Origin of the sequence: Pseudomonas viridiflava (genome assembly GCF_900184295.1) — a bacterium.
Lineage (GTDB): Bacteria > Pseudomonadota > Gammaproteobacteria > Pseudomonadales > Pseudomonadaceae > Aquipseudomonas > Aquipseudomonas viridiflava.
This window is the reverse complement of the sequence record NZ_LT855380.1, coordinates 2,920,533-2,944,608: the sequence shown is the minus strand read 5'-3', so window position 1 is coordinate 2,944,608 and position 24,076 is coordinate 2,920,533. Positions and strand designations below refer to the sequence as shown.

The window sequence follows — 24,076 nt, the reverse complement described above, 5'->3', positions numbered from 1 at the left end:
ACCGCTACCGGCGAGCTGTCCTGCAGCAGGTAGCCGATCCGCTCGTCCGGGTGACCCGGATCGACCGGCACATAACCGGCACCGGCCTTGAGCACTGCCAGCAGCCCGACCAGTGTGTCCAGCCCGCGGCAAGCCATGACCGCCACGCGGTCGTCAGGGCGGACACCCAGTCCGATCAGATGATGCGCCAGAGCGTTGGCGCGACGGTTCAATTCGCCGTAGCTCAGACGCTGATCACCCACTTGCGCGGCCACGGCATCAGGCGCCATGGCTGCCTGCTGCTCGATGCGTTGGTGAATGGTGAACTCGCTGTCAGGCTCGCTGCGTCGGGCATTGAAGCCGTCCAGCAGCTCGATGCGTTCGGCAGCGGGCAACAGATCCAGCGTGTCGAGGCTCAAGCGCGGCGTCTGCGCCAGGGTCTGAACCAGTGCTTCCACGGCGCAGACAATGTAGGCACAGATACGTCGCGCATCAATGCCTGACGAGGTGAGCGCGGTCAGGTCGAAGCCCTCGCCCAGATCATCGACGCTCAGGGTCAGCGGGTAGTTGCTGCGCTCATCGGCCTCAAGCAGTTCGATACCCTGCCAGGCTTCGCTGGCCGCAGCGTCGGCAGTTTGCGGGGCTGCGCTGTGTCGGTAATTGAGCAATGCACTGAACAGCGGCGCACCGGCGGGCAGCGCGCTGCAGCGTTGGGCGAGTGCCAGCGGCGCATGTTCGTGCGTCAACAGGCCGCTCAGGCGGCGATGGGCCTGAAGCACGGCCTCTTGTGCGGACTGGCCAGCGAGATCGATGCGCAGCGGCAAGGTGTTGATAAACACACCCAGCGTGCGCTCCACGCCTTCTCCGCCTTGCAGTCGGCCAAGCAGAACGGTGCCGAACACCACCTTGTCGCGACCGGACAACTGTCCGAGCACCTGAGCCCAGGCCAGGTGCATCAGGCTGGCCGCACTGACGCCCAACACACGCGCCTGATCACGCACTTTGCGACTCAAGTCAGCCGTCATCGGCTGCCTCGCTTCACCTGGCACGTCAGCGCCCGGCAACCAGCCTTGGCCATAAGGCAGGGTCGGTTCGTCCAGATCTCCCAGCTGCTCGCGGAAGAACAGCTCATGACCCTGATCACCCTGCCCCTGCAAGGTCTGGGCAATGTAATTGCGATACGGAACCGGCGCAGGCAGTTGTGCTTCCTGATCGAGCAGTATCGCCTGCAGTTCATGGCTCAGCAGCTCCAGCGCCATGTGATCCATGATCAGGTGATGGAACAGCAAAACCGCGACAATCCGTCCATTGGCAGGATCGGCAGCGTGGACCAGACGCAGCAACGGCGCCCGTTCAAGTCCAAGAGGCTCTGCGTCCGCGAGATCATCCAGCGCGACTTCGATCACGGACAGCGTGGCTTGGCGCCAGACCACCTGCACCGGCGTTTCCAGCCCTTCCCAGCACAGAGAGGTCCGCAGCACGTCGTTGCGGGCGATCACCTGCTGCAGGGCGACACAGAATGCGTCCAGACGCGAACGGTCAGCGAAGGCGAAACGGGCCTGCAACTGATAGGGATCGTCGCCGCCTGCAGACAAGTGATGGTAGAAGATACCGGCCTGCAGCGGCCCCAGCGGATAGATGTCCTGCACGTTGGCCACGCCCCCCGGAACACTGGCGACGATCAGATCGATGTCGGCCTGTTCCAGTTCCACCAACGGCAGAAGATCCGGGGTGATGCGCAGGCAACCCGGCTCGATCAGATTGGCGGGCACCTGTGTTTGCTGACTGTTGCCAATCGCAGCCGCCAATGCAGCCAGCGTCGGCTGCGCGAACAGCGTGCGAATATCCGCATCGAGCCCCTGGCGGCGCATTTGCGCGATCAGGTTCACGGCCAGCAGCGAATGCCCGCCCAATTCGAAGAAATGGTCATGACGGCCCACACGTTCGACGTGCAGCAGCGAACTCCATATCTCGGCGACGGCCGTTTCCAGCGCCCCTTGGGGTGCCTCATAGTCCCGACCCGGCAGCGCTTCACGATCCGGCACCGGCAAGGCACGACGGTCGACCTTGCCGTTGGCGGTCAGAGGCCAGGCGTCCAGGCGCACGAAGGCGCTGGGCACCATGTAGCCCGGCAGTAAGGCCAGCAAGGCGGCACGCAGTTCGGACACCGGCGTCGACAGGGAACCATCGCGCTCGATGAAATACGCCGCGAGTCTTGGCTGTCCCGGCTCATCTTCACGTGCCAGAACCAGCGCTTCTTCGATACCCGGCAACTGGCTCAACTGGGCTTCGATCTCGCCCAGCTCAATGCGCACGCCACGGATCTTCACCTGATCATCGTTGCGACCGAGGTATTCCAGCGTGCCGTCGGCGTTCCAGCGCGCCAGGTCGCCGGTGCGGTACATGCGTGCTTCTGGATTGTTGTGAAACGGATCACGCAGGAATCGCTCTGCGGTCATTTCCGGACGATTCAGATAACCGCGCGCCACGCTGTCACCGGCAACATACAACTCGCCTGCCACACCCAAAGGCACCAATTGCTGACGCTCGTCGAGCAGGTACACGCGGGTGTTGGCGATTGGTTTGCCGATGTCGAGGCTGCCGTCGGGCAGCAAACGTCCCGAAGTCGCCACCACCGTGGCCTCGGTCGGGCCGTAGTTGTTGATCACGGCAAAGCCAGGATCCCGATGGAACTGGCGCAGACGGTCACCGCCGATCAGCAGCGTACGCAAGGTTGGATGGCGCAGGTCCCGGCTGAAGGCGTATTCGGCGACCGGCGTCGGCAGGAACGCGACCTGCAGCGGCTGGGCGATCCACCAGTCGAGCAAGGCATCGAGCTGTTCGTTGCCCACGTCCGCAGGCGGCAGGTGCAGGGTCGCCCCTGCGCACAGTGCCGGCCAGACTTCCCAGGCCATGGCGTCGAAACCGAAGCCTGCGACACTGGCCGTGTGGCTGCCCGCGTGCAGGTCGAAGGCCTGGCAGTGCCAGTCGATGAGGTTATTCAGCGTGCGATGCTCGACCATCACGCCTTTCGGCTGGCCAGTGGAACCCGACGTGTAGATCACGTAGGCCAGATTCGCAGAAGTCAGCCCTGCCACCTGCGGGTTGTCCAGACGCTCCGGCCAGGTTGGCTGGTCGAAGGCAATCACTGGCGCAGCCAATTCCGGCACGCGAGCCAGCAATGCCTGTTGGGTCAGCACCACTTTCGGCGCGCTGTCGCTCAGCAGATAAGCGATGCGCTCGTCAGGGTGCGACGGATCCACCGGCACGTAACCGGCACCGGACTTGAGCACTGCAAGCATGGCCACCAGCGTATCGAGGCCGCGACGGGCCATGACGGCAACGCGGTCGTCGGCGCGCACGCCGAGGCTGATCAGGTGATGGGCCAGCGCGTTGGCACGCAGGTTCAGCTCGCCGTAATTCAGACGACGCTCGCCGACCTGTGCCGCAACGCTTTCGGGCAAGCTGGCTGCAAGGGCTTCGATAATGGCGTGCACCGTCTGCTCGTTATCCACCGCAACGGCAGTCGCATTGAGCGTTTCCAACAGGTAACGCCGCTCCTGCTCGCCGACCAGAGCAACGCGATCAAGCCGCGTGTGCTCATGAGTCGCCAGCGTTTCAAGGATCTGCACGAAGTAGTTCAGATACCGCTGCGCCGTCGCTTCGTCGAACAGAACCGTGGCGTAGTCCAGCGAGCCGACCAGGGTTTCGCCCTGCTCGCTCAGGTTCAGCGACAGGTCGAACTTGGACACCTGGCTGACCTGTTCGACAGGCGTCACCACCAGACCGCCAAGCGGTACGGCAACGTGCTTACCCGGCATCCAGTTCAGCGTAGTCTGGAACAATGGAGCATGGGCCAGGCTGCGTGTCGGGCGAACCACTTCCACGACCTGCTCGAACGGCAGGTCCTGATGGTCCTGCGCCTCAAGTACACGCGCCTTGACCTGCGCCAGCAGCGCTTCACCGCTCGGACTGCCCGAGGTGTCGATGCGCACGGCCAGGGTGTTGACGAACAGGCCGACCAGGTCTTCCAGTTCGGTACGACCGCGTCCCGCTACCGGGCTGCCGATCACCACTTCGGCCTGACCGGAGAGACGTGTGAGCGTCGTGGCCCAGGCGGCCATCAGTGCCATGTACAACGTGACGCCCTGGCGTTGCGCCAGTTTGCGCAGATCGGCCGCAAGCCTTGTATCCAGCTGCAACGCGAGGCTGGCGCCTGCAAAGTCCTGTTGCGCAGGACGCGGACGGTCGGTCGGCAAGGTGAGCAGTGTCGGCGCGCCTTCCAACACTTGGCGCCAGTAGGCGGCCTGGTGTTGCAGACGCTCACCGGTCAGCCAGCGACGTTGCCACACAGCATAATCGGCGTACTGGATCGCCAGCGGTGGCAGCGGGTCAGGCTGTTCCTGACAGAACGCCGGGTACAGCGCGAGCAGTTCCTGTGTCAGTACGCCCATCGACCAGCCATCAGCGACGATGTGGTGCACGGTCAGCAGCAGCACATGACGCTCATCCGCAACCTGCAGCAGATGAGCGCGGATCAGCGGGCCGTGGGCCAGGTCGAACGGGGCGACTGCCTCGGCACGCAGACACGCCTCCAGGCTCAGGGGAGCGTGACGAATATCCTCGACCAACAGCCTGGCGTCGGCGGGCGTGGGCACGAACAGCACTTGCGCACTGTCGCCGCTGGCCACGAACCGGCTGCGCAAGGTTTCGTGGCGTTCGACGATACGCGCCAGGGCTCGCGTCAGTGCCGTGACGTCGAGCGCGCCTTCAAGGCTCAGTGCCATCGGGATGTTATAGGCTTCGTTGCCGCCGTCCATCTGTGCCAGGAACCACAGCCGTTGCTGGGCAAAAGACAGTGGCATTGGCTGGTCGCGCTTCACCGGCAGAATCGAAGGCAATTCGCTGCGGGCCACGCCAGACAAGGCGGCCGCCACAGCGGCCAGCTCACCGAGGGCAAACAGCTCACCCAGCGGCAGTTCCACGCCCAGTTGCTGGCGAACCTGAGACACCATGCGCATGGCCAGCAGCGAATGCCCGCCCAGGTCGAAGAAATGGTCGTGACGGCCAACTCGCTCGACCTGCAGCACCTCGGCCCAGATCTCGGCCAGTGCCACTTCGAACTCGCCTTCAGGCGCTTCGTAATTCACCCCGAACAATGCCGAACGCTCGGGCTTGGGCAGCGCACGACGATCCAGCTTGCCGTTGGCTGTCAGGGGCAGCGTCTTCAGCTCGATGAACGCCGTCGGCACCATGTAGTCCGGCAGGCTGGCCTGCAAGTGCGCGCGCATCTGTTCCGGGGCAAGCAGCGTGTCTTCTTCATGGCTGGTGTAATAGGCCACGAGCCGCACGTTGCCCGGTTCGTCTTCGCGAGCCAGTACCACGGTTTCGCCAATGCCCGGCAACTGGTGCAGGCAGCTGACGATTTCACCCAACTCGATACGGAAGCCACGGATCTTGACCTGATCGTCGTTGCGTCCCAGGCATTCCAGCTGACCGTCTTCCATCCAGCGACCGAGGTCGCCGGTGCGGTACATCATGGCGCCTGGTTCATCGCTGAACGGGTCGACAAGGAATTTCTCGACGCTCAGCTCCGGGCGATTCAGGTAGCCCAGCGCCACGCCGTCGCCACCGATGTACAGCTCGCCCGTCACCCCTTTGGGCGCCAGACGTTGGTGGGCATCCAGCACATAAATACTCGTGTTGCCGATAGGACGGCCAATCGGCACGCTCTCGTCGCCCTCGCAAATCGCACTCACTTCGTATACAGCGGCAAACGTGGTGGTTTCGGTCGGCCCGTAGCCATTGAACAGGCGCAGGCCCTGCGCCTGGCTCAGCAGCGTCCGATAACTGGCAGGGTCTGCGCGTTCGCCGCCAGAAAGCAGCAGCCTCAGGCCTTGCAGGGCTTGCGGAATCTGTTGCACGTACTGGTTGAACAGCGCCGTGGTAATGAACAGCACGCTGATTCGGGCATCGATCAGCAAGGCGCTGAAGCGAACCGGATCGACCAGCGTTTCATGGTCAACCACACACAGCTGCCCGCCATTGAGCAAGGCACCCCACACTTCCATGGTGCTGGCATCGAACGCCGGGTTGGACGCAAAGGCGATGCGGTCATGTTCGTTGAAATCGGCATAGCCATTGTTCAGCACCAGACGGGCGATACCGCGATGCGGCACACGCACCCCTTTGGGCGCGCCGGTGGAGCCAGAGGTGTACATGACGTAGGCCGCCGTGTCCGAACCCTGCGCCAGCTCCGGGTCATGGCTCGGCAGGCCTTTCAGATCAAGGCTGTCCAGATCGATACGGCGCGTTGCCGCGTTGATGGTCGCCGTGCTGCGAGTCAGCACGCAGACGGCCTGGCAGTCATCCAGCATGTAGCTCTGGCGTTCCGCAGGTGCATTGACATCCAGCGGAACGAAGGTCGCGGCGCATTTGCTCACAGCCAGTTGGCCGATCAGCAGTTCCAGTGAACGCGGAAGGACGATAGCGACATGATCGTCGGGCGCAACGCCCTGTTCGATCAGGTAATGAGCGAGTCGGTTGGCCTGCGCGTTCAGTTCACCGTAGGTCATCGAACGCTGGCCATGCTCGGCGGCCACACGATCAGGATGCCGGGCGGCACGCTGTTCGAACAGACGGTGCACAGGCTGTTTGCGTGGGTAATCACGGCGGGTATCGTTGAACACGCTGAGCAGTTCCTGACGCTCGGCAGCAGGCAAAATGGCCAGTTGCGTCATGTCCGTGTCCGGCTGCTGCTCAAGCGCCAGAATCACGTGCGTCAGCGCTTCGTGCAGGTAATCGCAGATCCGTTGCGGTTCGATGCCCGGCGTGGCCTGCGCCGTGAAACTGAAACCTTCGCCCAGGTCATCGACGCTCAGGGTCAGTGGATAGTTGCTGCGTTCCTCGGCGTTCAGCACCTCGATACCTTGCCAGGCCTGCACAGTCGCGTTGTCAGCGGCTTTGTGTGCCGCGCTGTGACGGTAGTTGAGCAAGGTGTTGAACAGCGGAGCGCCCGCGGGCAGTGCGCTGCAGCGCTGGGCCAGCGCCAGTTGCGCATGCTCGTGGGCCAGCAGACCGGTCAGCCTGCGGTGAGTGTCGAGCACAGCATCGCGCACCGACTGGCTGCCCAGTTCGATGCGCAGCGGCAAGGTGTTGATGAACACACCCAGCGCCCGTTCCACACCTTCGGTGCCGTGCAGGCGGCCCAGCAGTACCGTGCCGAAGACCACGCTTTCGCGTCCCGACAAGTGCCCGAGCACCTGGGCCCAGGCCAGGTGCATCAGACTGGCGGCGCTGACACCCAGCAGACGCGACTGATCGCGCACCTTGTGGCACAGGGCGTCGTCCAGCACCAGACGTGCCTCGTGGGGAATGTCGTCCTGCGCGGCGAACGCGAGGCCATACGGCAGCGTCGGCTCATCGATGTCGCCCAGCTGTTCGCGGAAGAACGCTTCGTGGGCGGCATCGTCCGGGCCTTGCAGCACCTGAGCGATGTAATTGCGGTACGGAACAGGCTCGGCCAGCTGCGCGTGGTCGCCCAGCAGGATGCTTTGCAGCTCCTGGCCCAGGACATCGAGTGCCACATGGTCCATGACCACGTGATGGAAACGCAGCGCCGCAGCGATCAGCCCGGTGGCCGGATCATGAGCGTGTACCAGATGCAGCAGCGGTGCCTGGGTCAGGTCCATGCGCGGCGCGTCGTCCAGATCCTGCAGTTCAACCGCATCCACACGCAGTGTCGCCTTGCGCCACACGACCTGCACCGGAGCTTGCAAGCCTTCCCAGAACAGCGCCGTGCGCAGGATGTCGTGACGCTCGATCACCTGTTGCAACGCACCGCAGAACGCGTCCAGACGTGTCGTGTCAGCGAAGGTGAATCGAGGCTGCAGCAGGTACGGGTCGCTTTCGCCAGCGGCCAGATGGTGATAAAGGATGCCGGCCTGCAACGGCCCGACCGGGTAGATGTCCTGCACATTGGCAGCACCGCCAGGCACATGGGCGACGATCCGGTCGATGGCCTCCTGATCCAGCTGCACCAGCGGCAACAGGTCCGGTGTGATGTAACGGCAATCCGCATCGATCCGGTTCGCCGGAATCTGTAGCGCGTTGTCAGTGCCGACTGCGCTGGCCAGCGCAGCCAGGGTGGGCTGGGCGAACAGCACGCGAATGTCGGCACTCATGCCCAGCTTGCGCATGCGTGCAATCAGCGTGACGGCGAGCAGCGAATGGCCGCCCAGTTCGAAGAAGTGATCCTGACGCCCTACTCGGGCGACGTTCAGCAGCTCGGCCCAGAGTTCGGCGAGAAGTGCTTCGGTTTCGCACAGCGGCGCTTCGTAGTGGCGGCTCAGCACTGCGCTTGCGTCCGGTTCCGGCAGCGCTGCGCGGTCCAGCTTGCCGTTGAGGCTCAGAGGTAAGGCCGACAGCGCGACGTAGGCGGTCGGCACCATGTAATCCGGCAGTTGCGCCATCACATGAGCGCGCAAGGCTTCGATGCCAGGTGCCGAATGGCCTTCGCGACAGCTGAACCAGGCCACCAGACGTTCGCCATGCAGCAGCACAGCCACTTCACGCAGCGCTGGATGGGCGCTAAGACGCGCTTCGATCTCGCCCAGTTCGATGCGCAGGCCATGCAGCTTGACCTGGAAGTCGTTGCGGCCGAGAAATTCCAGTTGGCCGTCTGCCCGCTGGCGAACCAGATCGCCGCTGCGATACAGGCGGTCACCGGGTACGAACGGGCTGTCGATGAAGCGTTCGGCCTGCATGTCAGGCAGATTCAGGTAACCACGGGTGACACCGGCGCCACCAATGTGCAACTGACCCACCACGCCTTGTGGCACCGGCTGGTCATAGTCGTCCAGTACATACAGTCGCGTGTTGCTGATTGCGCGACCGATTGGCAAGGCCGATTCCGGAACCGGTTCATGAGGCTCCAGGGTCCAGACGCTGCAGTCCACCGTGGCTTCAGTCGGACCATAGACATTGTGCAGACGGACCTGTGGCAGACGCAGGCGGACCTGTGCCGCCATGGCTGCGGTCAGTTCGCCGCCGCCACAGACGATGTCGGTCAGGCTGACGCAACGGGCGCTTTCATCGAGATCGACGAACTGTTGCAGCAACGCGGGCACGAACTGCACCACGCTGACCTGACGGTCCTGAATTTCCTGGACCAGATACGCCGGATCACGCTGACCATCGGGACGCGCCAGTACCAGACGCATGCCCGCACACAGGGGCCAGAACAGTTCCCAGACCGAGGCATCGAAACTCACCGGCGTCTTGTGCAGCAGCGCACCGTTCGGCACCGGTGGACACAATTGCGAACTCCACTGCACCAGATTGCACAGGCCGCGATGTTCGACCATTACGCCCTTGGGCGCTCCGGTAGAGCCCGAGGTGTAGATCACGTAAGCCAGATGGCCCGCGCCCAACCCCTGAACAAACGGGTTCTCGGGCGATTGTGCGTTCCAGGTGCAACTGTCCAGATTGACCTGCGGCAGCGGGCGATCGGCAAAACGCGCCTGCGTCGTGCCATCGACCAGCAGCGCCACGGCTTCGCTGTCGCCGAGCATGTAGGCCAGACGATCCATCGGGTAGCCCGGATCCAGCGGCACGTAGGCACCGCCGGCCTTGAGCACAGCCAACAGGCCGACCACCAGCTGCGGACCACGCTGCAGGCACACCGCGACGCGGCTTTCAGTCTGCACGCCCTGCCCGATCAGATGATGAGCCAGACGATTCGCGGCCTCATTGAGCTGGCGATAGCTCAGGCAGACACCGGCCGACTCCAGCGCAACGGCATCCGGCGTTCGGGCGACCTGAGCCTCGAACAGTGCCTGCAGAGGCTGATCGAGTTGGAAATCCTGCTCGCTGGCATTGAACTCGACCAACAGACGGCGGCGTTCCTGAGGCCCCAGCAATCCGGCTCTGGCAGGCACGGCGTGCGCGTTGCCGACCATCGTCCACAGCAACTGTTCCAGGTAACCCACGTAACGTGCAACGGTCGATTCGTCGAACAGTGCAGTGGCGTAATCCACCACGCCCCCGAACCCTTCATCGGTCTCGCCCATGCTCAGGGTCAGGTCGAACTTGGCGAAGGTCGGCTGTTCGGACAGCGGTTGCAGGTGCAGGTCGCCCAGTTGCAGCCCAAGCCCCTGGCTTCCGTCCCAGGCCAGCGAGGCCTGAAACAGAGGGCTGTGGGCCAGACTGCGTGGCGGCCGCAAGCGCTCCACCACCTGCTCGAACGGCAGGTCCTGATGTTCCTGAGCCTGAATCACCTGAGACTTGATGCGCGCCAGCAAGGTGCTGACGTCGGGCTCACCAGACGTGTCGATGCGTACCGCAAGCGTGTTGACGAACAGGCCGATCAGTTCTTCGACTTCGCTGCGCCGGCGGTTGGCCACCGGCATGCCGATCACCACCTCGGATTGCCCTGACAAGCGAGCCAGCAGCACGGCCCAGGCGCCCATGAACAGCATGAACGGTGTCACGGCATGAAGCTGGCAGAAGGTTTTCAGGTCATCGCACAGGCGCGGATCGAGACGCACGGCAACGCTCGCCCCCGAGTAGTCCTGACGCGCCGGGCGTGGCCGGTCGGTGGGCAGGGTCAACAGCGCGGGCGCGCCGCTCAGCGCCTGATGCCAATAATCGCTCTGATGGCTCATGCGCTCACCGTCCAGCCAGTCGCGCTGCCACAGTGTGTAATCGGCGTATTGCAAGGCCAGCGGCGGCAGCGGATCGTCCAGCCCCTGACTGAAAGCCCGGTACAGCACGGTGAGTTCACGGGTGAATACGCCCAGCGACCAACCATCGGCGACGATGTGGTGCAGGGTCAGCAACAGCACGTGCCGGTCTTCGGCCAGGCACAGCAGACGCCCACGAATCGGCAGGTCATCCAGCAGATCGAACGGCTGTGCGGCTTCTTCGCGAACCACACGTTGCAGCGCCTGCTCGTCCTGACCGCGCAAGTCCTGCCAGAGCAGGTCGGGAAGGACGGACGCCGGTGCAGCCTGCACACGGGCCTCGCCTTCCTGCTGAGTGAAGCGGCTGCGCAGGCTGTCGTGGCGGACAACGATGCGCTCAAGGGCGCGTTTCAGTGCGCGGGTATCCAACTGGCCGTTCAGTTGCAGGCCCAGCGGAATGTTGTAGGCACTGTTGGCGTCTTCCATTTGCGCCAGAAACCACAATCGTTGCTGGGCAAAGGACAGCGGCACCGGCCCTTCATGGCGGATGACCTGGATGGCAGGCAGCTCACTGCGCCCGGTGCTGCCCAGGCAGCGCGCGACTGCAGCCAGTGCGCTGTCGGCAAACAGATCGCCCAGCGCAAGCTCCAGTGACAGGCGCTGACGCACCTGGGACACCATGCGCATGGCCAGCAGTGAGTGGCCGCCCAGTTCGAAGAATCGGTCGTGACGCCCTACCCGCTCGACCTGCAGCAATTCGCTCCAGATCGCCGCCAGGGCAACTTCCAGCTCGCCTTGCGGCGTCTGGTATTCACCGGTGTTCAGTGCGTCACGATCCGGTACGGGCAAGGCACGACGGTCGACCTTGCCATTGGCAGTCAAGGGCCAGGCGTCCAGACGGACCAGTGCGCTGGGCACCATGTAGCCCGGCAGCGCCGCCAGCAAGGCCGTACGCAGTTCGCCCACGTTCAAGGTGGTGACATCTGCCTGTTCGGTGAAGTAACCCACCAGCCTCGGCTGGCCCGGTTCGTCTTCACGTGCCAGAACCAGCGCTTCTTCGATACCCGGCAACTGGCTCAACTGGGCCTCGATCTCGCCCAGTTCGATACGCACGCCGCGGATCTTCACCTGATCATCGTTTCGACCCAGGTATTCCAGCGTGCCATCGGCGTTCCAGCGCGCCAGGTCGCCAGTGCGGTACATACGCGCTTCTGGATTGTTGTGGAACGGATCACGCAGGAATCGCTCTGCGGTCATTTCCGGACGATTCAGGTAGCCGCGCGCCACGCTTTCACCAGCGACATACAACTCGCCTGCCACACCCAAAGGCACCAATTGCTGACGCTCGTCGAGCAGGTACACGCGGGTGTTGGCAACAGGCTTGCCGATATCGAGGCTGCCGTCGGGCAGCAAACGTCCCGAAGTCGCCACCACCGTGGCCTCGGTCGGGCCGTAGTTGTTGATCACGGCAAAGCCAGGATCCCGATGGAACTGGCGCAGACGGTCACCGCCGATCAGCAGCGTACGCAAGGTCGGGTGACGCAGGTCCCGGCTGAAAGCGTATTCGGCGACCGGCGTCGGCAGGAACGCGACCTGCAACGGCTGGGCGATCCACCAGTCAAGCAAGGCATCAAGCTGTTCGTTGCCCACGTCCGCAGGCGGCAGGTGCAGCGTCGCCCCGGCACACAAGGCGGGCCAGACTTCCCAGGCCATGGCGTCGAAACCGAAGCCTGCGACGCTGGCGGTGTGGCTGCCCGCGTGCAGGTCGAAGGCCTGGCAGTGCCAGTCGATGAGGTTGTTCAGCGTGCGATGCTCGACCATCACGCCTTTCGGCTGGCCGGTAGAGCCTGAGGTGTAGATCACATAAGCCAGATGCGACGAGGTCAGTCCCGTCACCTGCGGGTTGTCCAGACGTTCCGGCCAGGTTGGCTGGTCGAAGGCGATCACTGGCGCGGCCAGTTCCGGCACGCGAGCCAGCAATGCCTGCTGGGTCAGCACCACCTTGGGCGCGCTGTCGCTCAGCAGATAAGCGATGCGCTCGTCAGGGTGTGAAGGATCCACCGGCACGTAACCGGCACCGGACTTGAGCACCGCAAGCATGGCCACCAGCGTATCGAGGCCGCGACGGGCCATGACGGCCACGCGGTCGTCGATGCGCACGCCGAGGCTGACCAGGTGATGGGCCAGCGCGTTGGCGCGCAGGTTCAGTTCGCCGTAATTCAACGATTGCTCGCCTACCTGTGCGGCAACGGATTCAGGCGCGTGCTGTTCGATACGCTGCTGCAGCGTCAGGCTGCCAGCGAAGTCAGACGGCTGCGGATTGAAGTGCTGCAGCAGGTGCGTGCGCTCTTCGAGCGGCAACATGTCGAGCTGTTCGGCCGAGGTCAGAGGCGACTGATCCAGCGCCTCCAGCAAATGCTCCATCGCACGTTGCAAATAAGCGCAGATGCGCTGCGGGTCAATTTGCGGTGATGTCTGGGCCGTCAGGCTGAACGCTTCACCCAGGTCATCGACGCTCACCACCAGTGGGTAGTTGCTGCGTTCCTGCGCATGCAGTACCTGGATGCCCTGCCAGGTCTCGCTGCCCGCCTCGGCAGGCGCGCTGTGGCGATAGTTGAGCAAGGCGTTGAATAACGGTGTAGGTGCTGCAACACCGCTGCAACGCTGGGCCAGCGCCAGTGGCGCATGCTCGTGACGCATCAGCGTAGTCAGGCGCTGATGCGTGGCGCGAATCGCGGTGCGCAGGTCCTGATCGCCCAGATCCAGACGCAACGGCAGGGTATTGATGAAGATCCCCAGCGCCCGTTCGGTGGCCTCGGCCCCCAGCAGACGGCCCATCAACACGGTGCCGAAGACCACGCGCTGGCTGCCAGTCAGGCCAGCCAGTACTCGCGCCCAGCCCAGGTGGAACAGGCTGGCAACGCTGACGCCCAGCGTGCGTGCCTGATTGCGCAGCCGCTGGCACAGCAATGGATCCAGCGCCAGCGTGAATTCGCCGATGTCGCCGCCTTCTCCGCTGAGGTCCTGCAGGTCGTACGCCAGTGTCGGCTCATCCAGATCGGCCAGCATGTCGCGGAAGAACGCCTCATGCTCGGCTTCGCTGACGCCCAGCAGTGCCTGCGCCACGTACTTGCGGAACGGCACGGGAGTGCCCAGCGCTTCGGCTTGCCCGTACAAACAAGCCTGAATTTCGTGGCGTACCACCTCCAGCGCGCTGTGGTCCATGGCAATGTGGTGAAACACTAGGGTCGCCTTGACGCCGTTGTCCATATTCGGGTTGCAGATCAGCCGAATCAACGGCGCCTGCCCCAAATCCAACAGAATGCCTGCGGTGCTCGGCAAAGTATCGACGACCAGTTCCGCATGACGCCAGACCACCTGCACCGGCGTGTCCAGACCGTCCCAGTGCACCGAAGTGCGCAGAATGTCGTGGCGTGCGATCACCGTTTGCAACGCCAGTGCAAAGGCGTCGAGACGCTCACGGTCGGCAAAGGCGAATTCCACCTGCATCACATACGGGTCGCCGTGAGTTGCCGTAACGTGGTGATACAGAATGCCCTGCTGCAACGGCGCCAACGGATACAGGTCCTGGATGTTGGCAGCACCGCCCGGTATGGCCTGGACCAGTTGATCGATGGCTGGCTGGTCGAGTACTACCAGGGTCAGCATGTCGGGGGTGATGTGGGTACAGCCGCTCGGAATGGCGTTTTCCGGGAAGGTCTGGGTGCCACGTCGGGTGGTCAGCGCATCACCTTGTTCGAGGCGCTCGATCAGCGCCGGTTTGTGTTCACGCAGGCTGTCCAGCAGGCCTTTATCCGTCAGTGCGCGGCGATTGCCCTGCACCACCAGTTGACCGTCCTTGACCGTCAGGTGGATGTCGTTGGCTTTCAGCGTCGCCAGAAGTTCGTTGATGCTCACAGGATAATCTCCATGTTCTCTGTGATGGCTGCGTAGCCCGCCAGCGTTGGGTGCTCGAACAGTGCGCGGACGTCGGCTTCAAGACCTTCCTGACGCAGGCGCGCGGTCAGGCTGACCGCCAGCAGCGAGTGGCCGCCCAGTTCGAAGAAATTGTCATGTCGGCCTACGTTATGGACTCCGAGCAGTTCGCTCCAGAGTTCGGCCAGCAGGTTTTCCATCTCGCCTTCCGGCGCTTCATAAGGCCGGGATAGCAACGCGTCGGCGCCCGGCACCGGGAGTGCATGCCGATCCAGTTTGCCGTTGGGGCTCAGCGGCAAGGCATCGAGGTGCACGTAAAGGGCCGGCACCATGTAATCCGGCAGATCCTTGCGGAGTGCATCGCGCAGGGCCTCGACTGACTGTGGCGCGCCGATGTAATACGCCACCAGCCGCTGACCGCCCGGCTGCTCGTTGCGCACCATGACCACCGCCTGCTCGATACCGGGGTGACGAATCAGGCAGGCCTGAATGTCGCCGGGTTCGATGCGCAGCCCGTTGATTTTCACCTGATCGTCATTGCGCCCCAGAAACTCCAGATTGCCATCGGCCTGCTGGCGCACCAGATCGCCGCTGCGATACAGGCGATCGCCCTCGACGAAAGGACTGTCAATGAAACGCTCGGCCTGCTGTTCCGGCAGGTTCAGGTAACCGCGGGTGACCCCTGCACCGCCGATGTGCAATTGTCCGATGACACCCTGTGGCACCAACCGATCATGCGTGTCGAGCACGTACAGACGCGTGTTGCTGACCGGACGGCCAATCGGCAGCGTGGTCTCCGGCAGCGGCATCTGCGGGTCAAGCGTCCAGAAGCTGCAATCGACGGTGGTTTCCGTGGGTCCGTATACGTTGTGCAGACGCACCCACGGCAGCCGCAGGCGCACCTGCTCGGCCAGCGCAGCCGTCAATTCACCGCCGCCGCAGACGATGTCGGTCAGGCTGTGACACTGGCTGCTGTCCGGCAGCTCGAGGAACTGCTGAAGCAGCACCGGCACGAACTGCACCACGCTGACCTGCCGTTCGCGGATCAAACGGGACAGATAGGCCGGATCACGCTGCCCGTCCGGACGGGCCAGCACCAGCGGCAGCCCGCTGCACAGTGGCCAGAAAATCTCCCAGACCGACGCGTCGAAACTGATCGGCGTCTTGTGCAACAGTCTGCCGTGCGGCGTCGCCGGGCACAGCAGTGAGCCCCAGCGCACAAGATTCGCCAGGTTGCGATGCTCGACCATCACGCCCTTCGGTGTGCCGGTGGAACCCGAGGTGTAGATCACATAGGCCAGGTGACGGGCAGTGAGACTGGCGACTTCAGGGTCATGAAGACGTTCGTGGCTCCAGTCCGGTGCGTCCATATCAACGCGCAACACCTGCTCGTTTTCCAGCAGCTTGCGGGTCGAGGCCTGCACCAGCAGCACTTTCGGCGCGCTGTCTTCAAGCATGTAATGCAGCCGCTCGCGGGGATAACCCGGATCGAGCGGCACGTAGGCACCGCCCGCCTTGAGAATGGCCAGCAGGCCGATCACCATCGGCGTACCGCGCTCGACACAGATCGCAACCCGATCATCAGGTTGCACGCCCAGATCGATCAGGTGATGAGCCAGGGCGTTGGCCTGCTCGTTGAGCTGTTGCCAGCTCAACTGCGCATTTTCCGCCATTACGGCGATGGCCTCCGGTGTACGGGCAACCTGAGCCTTGAACAGGTCAAGAAGCGTCTGCTCGGGGTTATGGGCGGTGGCTGTTGCGTTGAACCCGGCCAGCAATTGCTGACGCTCGCGCGCGTCAAGCACCGGCAATTCCAGCAAAGGCAAATCGGGCTCGGTGTCCAGCGCATCGACCAGCCCCGTCAGCGCCTGCTGCATGTAGCCACAAATGCGTTGAGCACCCACTTTGGGCGCGACAGTGACAGACAGACGCAGGGACTCGCCCAGGTCGTCGACATTGAGGCTCAACGGGTAGTTGGTGTGTTTTTCACTGGCCAGAATCTCCAGGCCTTGCCAGCTGTCGCGCTGGGCATCCTGTCTTGCCTGACCTGCGCTGTGGCGATAATTGAGGATTGCGCTGAACAAGGGTGACGCTGTGCCCACGCCGCTGAAACGCTGAGCCTGAGCCAGAGACGCGTGCTCATGCCCCAGCAATGTGGCAAGACGCGCATGAGTGGCGCGTGCGCCATCACGCACACTGACCTCATCCAGATCCACCCGCACGGGCAAGGTGTTGATGAACATGCCCATGCCACGGTCTGCACCGGCACCGCCTTGCAGACGACCCAGCAATACCGTGCCGAACACCACACGATCATTGCCGGTCGCGGCACCCAGAACCCGGCCCCAGGCAAGGTGGAACAGGCTGGCGACACTGAAGCCCAGCTGCCGTGCATGGCTGCGCAGGCGGTGCATCAGTTCGTCGGGCAGTGTGTGCTGGTGTTCTTCGATGCAGCGACCATCGCCCTGCACATTGCCTTGCACATCACGCAACCCGAACGGCAGGGTCGGTTCGTCGATATCGCCCAGTTGCTCGCGGAAATACGCCTCGTGCTCGGCCTCGCTGACGCCCAGGCGTGCCTGCGCCACGTAGTTGCGATAAGGAACGGCAGGCAGCGTGGTTTCAGGCTCGCCGCGCAGATGCGTGAGCAATTCCTCGCGCATCACTTCAAGTGCTGTCGCGTCGACCACAATGTGATGAAACAGCAGCGTGGCAGAAATGCTTTCCCGCGACGGGTCACGGTTGTAATCCAGCCGTATCAGTGGCGCACGGCCCAGGTCCATCGGGGCCGGATGTGCAAGGTCAGAGACTTCCTCGACTGACAGTTCGGCATGCCGCCAGACTACTTGCTGCGGCGCTTCCAGGCCTTCCCAGATCACGGCGGTGCGCAGGCTGTCGTGGCGGGCGATGACTTTGCGCAAGCCTGCGGCAACGCTCTGCAGACGAGCCATGCTGTCGAAGTTCAAACGCAATTGGAGCAGGTAAGGATCATCCTGCTCAGCCGTCAGGTTGTGGTACAGGATGCCTTCCTGAAGCGGCGCCAGCGGGTAGATTTCCTGCACATTGGCAGCGCCGCCCGGCACCGTCGAAACGATGCGCTCGATGGCGGCCTGATCCAGACGCGTCAGGCTCAGCATGTCCGGCGTGATGCGTGTGCAGCCGGTGGGCACGTGGTTGTCCGGCACCACGATTTCGCGACCGTTGCCGACCGATGCGGCCAGTGCTGCGACGGTCGGCTGACCGAGTAGAACGCGCACATCGGCACTCAGGCCGGCATTGCGCATCCGCTCGACCAGACTCACGGCCAGCAGCGAATGCCCGCCCAGTTCGAAGAAGTTGTCATGGCGCCCGACGCGCTCCAGGCCCAGCACCTGCTCCCAGAGCCCGGCGATGATGACCTCATTTTCACCTTGCGGCGCTTCGTAGACAGTCGCCGTCAGATCGGCGAGCTCAGGGTCCGGCAAGGCCCGGCGGTCGAGTTTGCCGTGGCTGGTCAGGGGCAAGGCCGCCAGAAGCATGAACGCCAATGGCACCATGTAACCCGGCAACCGGTCCAGCAGTGCCAGACGCAGCGCATCGGTGTCCACCTCTGCCGTCTCGGTGAACCAGGCCAGCAGACGCTCGTTGCGCACCAGCACCACGGCGTCTTTCACGCCGGGCTGACTGGCGAGTGCCGTCTCGATCTCGCCCAGCTCGATGCGCATGCCGCGAATCTTGACCTGATCGTCGTTGCGACCCACGTAATCCAGCGTGCCATCGCTGTTCCAGCGCACCAGATCGCCGCTGCGATACATACGTGCCTGGTTATCAGCACAGAACGGATCGGTGAGGAATCGTTCTTCGGTCAGGTCCGGGCGATTCAGGTAGCCACGGGCAACGCCCGCGCCCGCGATATAAAGCTCGCCGATCACACCGACCGGCACCGGTTGCTGTTGCTCGTCCAGCACATACAGGCGGGTGTTGGCTACCGGGCCGCCAATGTGCAATTGCGCGCCCGGAATCACCTGCCCCGAAGTCGCGACCACGGTGGTCTCCGTCGGGCCATAGTTGTTGATGACCGCAAAACCGGGGTCCTTGTCGAACTGGCGCAGGCGGTCGCCGCCGATCAACAGTGTGCGCAGGGTCGGATGCTGACGTGCACGGCCGAACGCCTGCTCGGCCACCGGCGTTGGCAGAAAGCTGACCTGAAGCGGTTGCTCCAGCCACCAGTCGAGCAGTTCGTCGACGTGCTCATTGGCGACTTCGGCAGGCGGCACATGCAGCACGGCACCTGCACAGAGCGCTGGCCAGACTTCCCAGGCCATGGCGTCGAAGCCGAAACCGGCAACGGTGCTGGTGTGGCTGCCTGCGTGCAGGTCGAATGCCTGGCAGTGCCAATGCACCAGATTGTTCAAGGTGCGGTGTTCGACCATCACGCCCTTGGGCTGGCCGGTAGAGCCGGAGGTGTAAATGACATAGGCCAGATGACGGTCATTGAGGCCTGCCACCTGCGGATTGCTGTCGGCTGCTTCGTGCCGGACGCCAAGGTCCAGATTCACCTGACGTACGTTGCCCACCAGACTGGCCGTCGAGTCTTCGGTCACGACGGCGCGCGGTGCGCTGTCTTCCAGCAGCCAGGCGATACGTTCTGCCGGGTACGCCGGGTCTATCGGAACGTAGGCGGCCCCAGCCTTGAGAATGGCCAGCATGCCGACCACACGGCCTGCACCGCGACGCAGACACAGCGCAACACGCTCATCCGGTTTCACGCCCAGGCTGATCAAGTGGTGTGCAAGGCGGTTGGCTCGCTGGTTCAGTTCGGCGTACGTCAGTACTTCGTCACCCTGTACGACCGCCTGAGCCTGCGGATCGCTTGCGGCGCAGGATTCGACCTGCGCGTGCACCGTCAGACCTTCGGCAAAGCTGCGTGCGCTGGCATTGAAGGCCGTCAACACGCGTTCCCGCTCGGCCGTTTCCAGAATCGACAGGCTTTCCAGCGGCTCGGGCAAGCCCTGTTCCAGCGCCTGCACCAGTTGCGTCACAGCGTTGTTCATCCAGCCGGCGATGCGCTCGGCCCCCATGCCATGCCGCGCAAGCACATGCAGGTCGAACCCTTCGCCCAGATCGTCCACACTCAAAGTCAGCGGGTAATTGCTGCGCACTTCGCCGCCCAGAACGCGCACGCCCTGCCACACACCTTCGCCGTCGCGAGGCCGGACTTCGGCGCTGTGGCGGTAGTTGAGCAAGGCGCTGAACAGCGGCGCGCCGGAAGCCACGCCGCTGCAGCGTTGAGCCAGCACCAGCGATGCCTGTTCATGGGCAATCAGGGCCGACAGCCTTGAATGCACGGCCTTCACGGCATGACGGGCGTTGCGTGTGGTATCAACCCGCAGCGGCAAGGTATTGATGAACACACCCAGCGCCCGGTCTGCGCCCTCGCCGCCTTGCATGCGACCCAGCAGCACCGTGCCGAAGACCACATCACGACGGTTGGCGATGACCCCGAGCACGCGGGCCCAGGCGGCGTGCATCAGGCTGGCTGCGCTGACACCTTGCTGGCGGGCCTGCTCGCGCAGACGCAGTGCCAGATCGTTGTCGAGTACCCGTCGGGCCTGCTCGACATCACCGCCGTCGGAACGCACGTCCTGCACCCCGAACGGCAGGGTCGGCTCGTCTACATCCCCCAGCATGTCGCTGAAAAACGCTTCGTGTCGCGCGTCATCATTGGCCATGCGCACATGGGCCACATAGTTACGGTATGGCACCGGCGCAGCGAGACGGGTTTGTGGTTCGAGCAGCAGTGCTTCCATTTCCCGAGTGACGATTTCCATCGCGGCGTTGTCGAGCACCAGATGGTGGAACAACAGAACGGCAGCGACTTCACCGTTGACCGGATCATGGGTATGAACCAGACGCATCAACGGCGCCTGGGAAAGGTCCATACGATGATGACGGGCGTCGAACTGCTGGTGCAGATGATCCATCACGGAGTCGGCAGCGTGCTCATCGGCAGCGCTGTTGAGGTTGACCTGCTGGACCAGCAGATCGGCCTTGCGCCAGACCACCTGTTGGGCGCTCTCAAGCCCTTTCCAGGCCACAGCGGTGCGCAGAATGTCGTGACGATCGATGACCTGTTGCAAGGCATCGGCCCACGCGTTCAGGCGCTCCGGGCTGTCGAACGCCAGACGCCATTGCAGCAGATAGGGGTCGCCCTGTTCGGCAGACAGGTGGTGATAGAGAATGCCTTCCTGCAGCGGTGCCAGCGGGTAGATTTCCTGCACATTGGCAGCGCCGCCCGGAACGCTGCCAACGATGCGGTCTATCGCGGCCTGATCGAGACAGGTCAGGCTCAGCATCTGCGGGGTGATGCGTTCGCAACCCGGTGGCACGGCGTTGGGCGGTACAGCCTGTTCGTGGATATCCGCCCTGCTCGCCGCCAGTGCAGCTACGGTTGGCTGTGACAACAACACATGCACATCAGCCTTGAGCCCGGCAGCACGCAGGCGCTCTACCAGCTTGATCGCGAGCAGCGAATGGCCACCCAGTTCGAAGAAGTTGTCATGCCGCCCTACCCGTTCAATGCCCAGCACCTGTGCCCAGACAGCTGCCATCGCGATTTCGGCTTCGCCTTCCGGTGCTTCGTACGCCTGGCCCAGCAGACTGGCAGGGTCAGGATTCGGCAACGCACGGCGGTCAAGCTTGCCGTTGCCGGTCAGCGGCAGGACGTCCAGACGGGTAAACGCGCGCGGCACCATGTACGCCGGCAATCGGGCGCGCAGGGCCTGGCGCAATTCGTCAGTGTCCACGCCCGAGGTTTCGGTAAACCACGCCAGAAGCTGCTCGTCGCGCACCAGCACTACGGCCTCCTTGACGCCGGTCTGACTGGCAATCACCGCTTCGATTTCGCCGGGTTCGATGCGCATGCCGCGAATCTTGACCTGATCATCGTTGCGGCCCTGGTAATCCAGCGTGCCGTCGGCATTCCAGCGCACCAGATCGCCGCTGCGGTACATCCGCGCCTGCGGGGCCAGGCTGAAGGGATCGGCCAGGAAGCGTTCTTCGGTCATTTCAGGGCGGTTGAGATAGCCACGCGCGACACCCGAACCACCGATGTACAGCTCCCCTGTCACACCGACCGGCAACTTTTGCAGCTGCGCGTCCAGCACGTAGACCCGTGTGTTGGCGATAGGACCGCCGATGTGCAGCGATGCACCGGCCTGCACCAGGCCGGAGGTCGCAACCACCGTGGTTTCGGTGGGGCCATAGTTGTTGACGACGGCGTAGCGGCGGTTTTCGGCGAACTGACGAAGACGGTCACCGCCGATCAACAGGGTGCGTAGCGTCGGGTGATCCTCATCGAGGCTGAACGCGTATTCGGCAACCGGTGTCGGCAGGAAACTGACGTCCAGCGGCTGCTTCAGCCACCAGCGCAGCATCGCATCGACGTCATCGCCATTTTCCTGAACCGGGGCCAGATGCAGCGTTGCGCCTGCGCACAGGGTCGGCCAGATCTCCCAGGCCATCGCGTCGAAACCGAAGCCTGCCAGACAGGACGCATGCCCGCCTGCACTCAGCTTGAACGCCTCGCAGTGCCAATCCACCAGATTGGCCAGCATTCGGTGCTCCACCATGACGCCCTTGGGCTGGCCGGTAGAGCCTGAGGTGTAAATCACGTACGCCAGGTTGCTGCTGCGCAGCGAGACAATGTTGGGTTTGATGTCGGAGCCACGGTCTTCATGGCAGTGGTCCAGCTCGATCACCGGCTGGCTCAGTTCCGGTAGACGCTCACGCAGGTTTGCACGCGTCAGCACCACCGACGGCGCGCTGTCGTTCAGCAGATAAGCCAGCCGCTCGCGTGGATGCGCGGGGTCAACCGGTACGTAAGCGGCACCGGCCTTCAGAATGGCCAGCAGGCTGACCAGCGTGTCCAGCCCTCGGCGCGAGACCACCGCAACGCGGTCGTCCGGCACAATGCCCGACTCGATCAGTCGTCGTGCCAGGCTGTTGGCACTGCGGTCAAGCTGGCTGTAGGTCAGGCTCTGACCATCGAAAATCGCTGCCACGGCTTCCGGACAATGACGGGCATGCTGCTCGATACGCTGATGAATCAACAGCTGACTGGCTGACACCGTTTCGGTGTCGTTCCAGCGGCTCATTTGTCGGCGTTCGGCAGGTGTCAACACATCGAACGCGCTGACCTGCAATGCAGGGTTTTCCAGCGCCTGCTGGATCACCTGCAGCAGCCGCTCGCCGATCGACTGGGCTTCCACATCATCGAACCAGGCGCGGTGATGGACCACGTGCAACGACGCCTGATCGCTGAACCTGTTGGTGCGCATGTGCAAGGCCAGAGGCGTCGGCTCATAGCCATTGGAGACTTTCACGGCCTGCGCCTGGATATCGCCAAAACGGTAGTCGTGGTCGTCTTGCTCGTAGGAGACCGAGACCTCGAACAACTGCGCCCGGTCTTCACGCGACACGCCAAGGGTGCGGTTGAGTTCGCTCAACGGAAAGCGCTGGTGACGGAAGTCGCGCTTTAGACTGTCGCGTACCTCGGTGACCAGTGCAGAGAAATCGAGGTCCTGTTCGAAGGCCATATGCACCGCGCTGACCTGCGCGAAATGCCCCAGCGTTGCCTTGAAACGTGCGCCCGTGCGGTTGAGCAATGGCAAGCCGACCACCCAGTCGTCGCGCTGTGCCGTGCGCGTGAAGTAGACATGCAGCGCAGCCAGCAGAACGTGAAACGCCGAGGCACCACGGCGCTCGGCGAACTGGTTCATGCGTGTGTGCAATGCGGCCGGGAACGCCAGTACACAGCTATGGGACGGTGCTGGGTCGGTGGACCTGCGGTTGTGGTAGCGGGACACCAGCAGCGGTTCCGGCAGATCCCGGTACTTTTCCAGCCAATAGGCCTTGTCCCTCTTATAACGGGGCGAATCGTGATAGCGCGCATCATCGTTGATGAAGTCGCTGTAGGACGGCCCCTGAAGATCAAGGCTTTCGCCTTCAGCGAGTGCGGTGTACTGCTCGGCCAGCGACTTGAGCAACTGGCCGAAGCCCCAGCCATCGAGAATCAGGTGATGGGCCTGAATGCCCAGCCAGTATTGATCCTCATCCGCGCGCACCAGGCAGAACCGGAACAGCGGGCTGCCATCAAGAGCATAGGGACGCTGCATCTGCTCGCGAATCAACGCCTGAGCGGCACTGATTCGCTCGGGATGGTCACGCAGATCGTGATGCGGCAGGGACACCGGGATGAAGTCGGCGTAGCGCTGCATCGGTAAACCGTCGGCACCTGCCCCCGGCAACAAGAGCGTGCGCAAGGCATCATGCGCTGCAACCAGTTGCTCGATTGCACGCTGCAACAGGACCATATCGACATGACCGACCAGCTTCACGTAGCCGCCGACGTTATACAAAGGCGAGTCGCCATGGCTGATCTGGTCCAGCCAGATGTCACGCTGGGCAGCGGTCAGGGGGAACAAATCAGTGGCCGACAT

At 63.5% G+C, this 24,076-nt stretch carries 2 protein-coding genes (1 of these 2 running past the window's edge); both read right to left on the bottom strand.

What is annotated here, in order from left to right; all coding sequences use genetic code 11:
* A protein-coding gene (locus tag CFBP1590_RS13325; RefSeq protein WP_088235216.1) for a non-ribosomal peptide synthetase crosses the window boundary here: on the bottom strand, positions 1–14,579 show its 5' portion. It extends 3,163 nt beyond the left edge of the window; only the first 14,579 of its 17,742 coding nucleotides appear in the window; its start codon is at positions 14,577–14,579; its stop codon lies off the left edge, out of view.
* Positions 14,576–24,076 carry a non-ribosomal peptide synthetase gene (locus tag CFBP1590_RS13320; protein WP_088235215.1) on the bottom strand — a complete coding sequence of 3,167 codons (9,501 nt, stop codon included), beginning with the start codon at positions 24,074–24,076 and terminating at the stop codon, positions 14,576–14,578. Before CFBP1590_RS13320 ends, CFBP1590_RS13325 begins: the two co-directional genes overlap by 4 nt.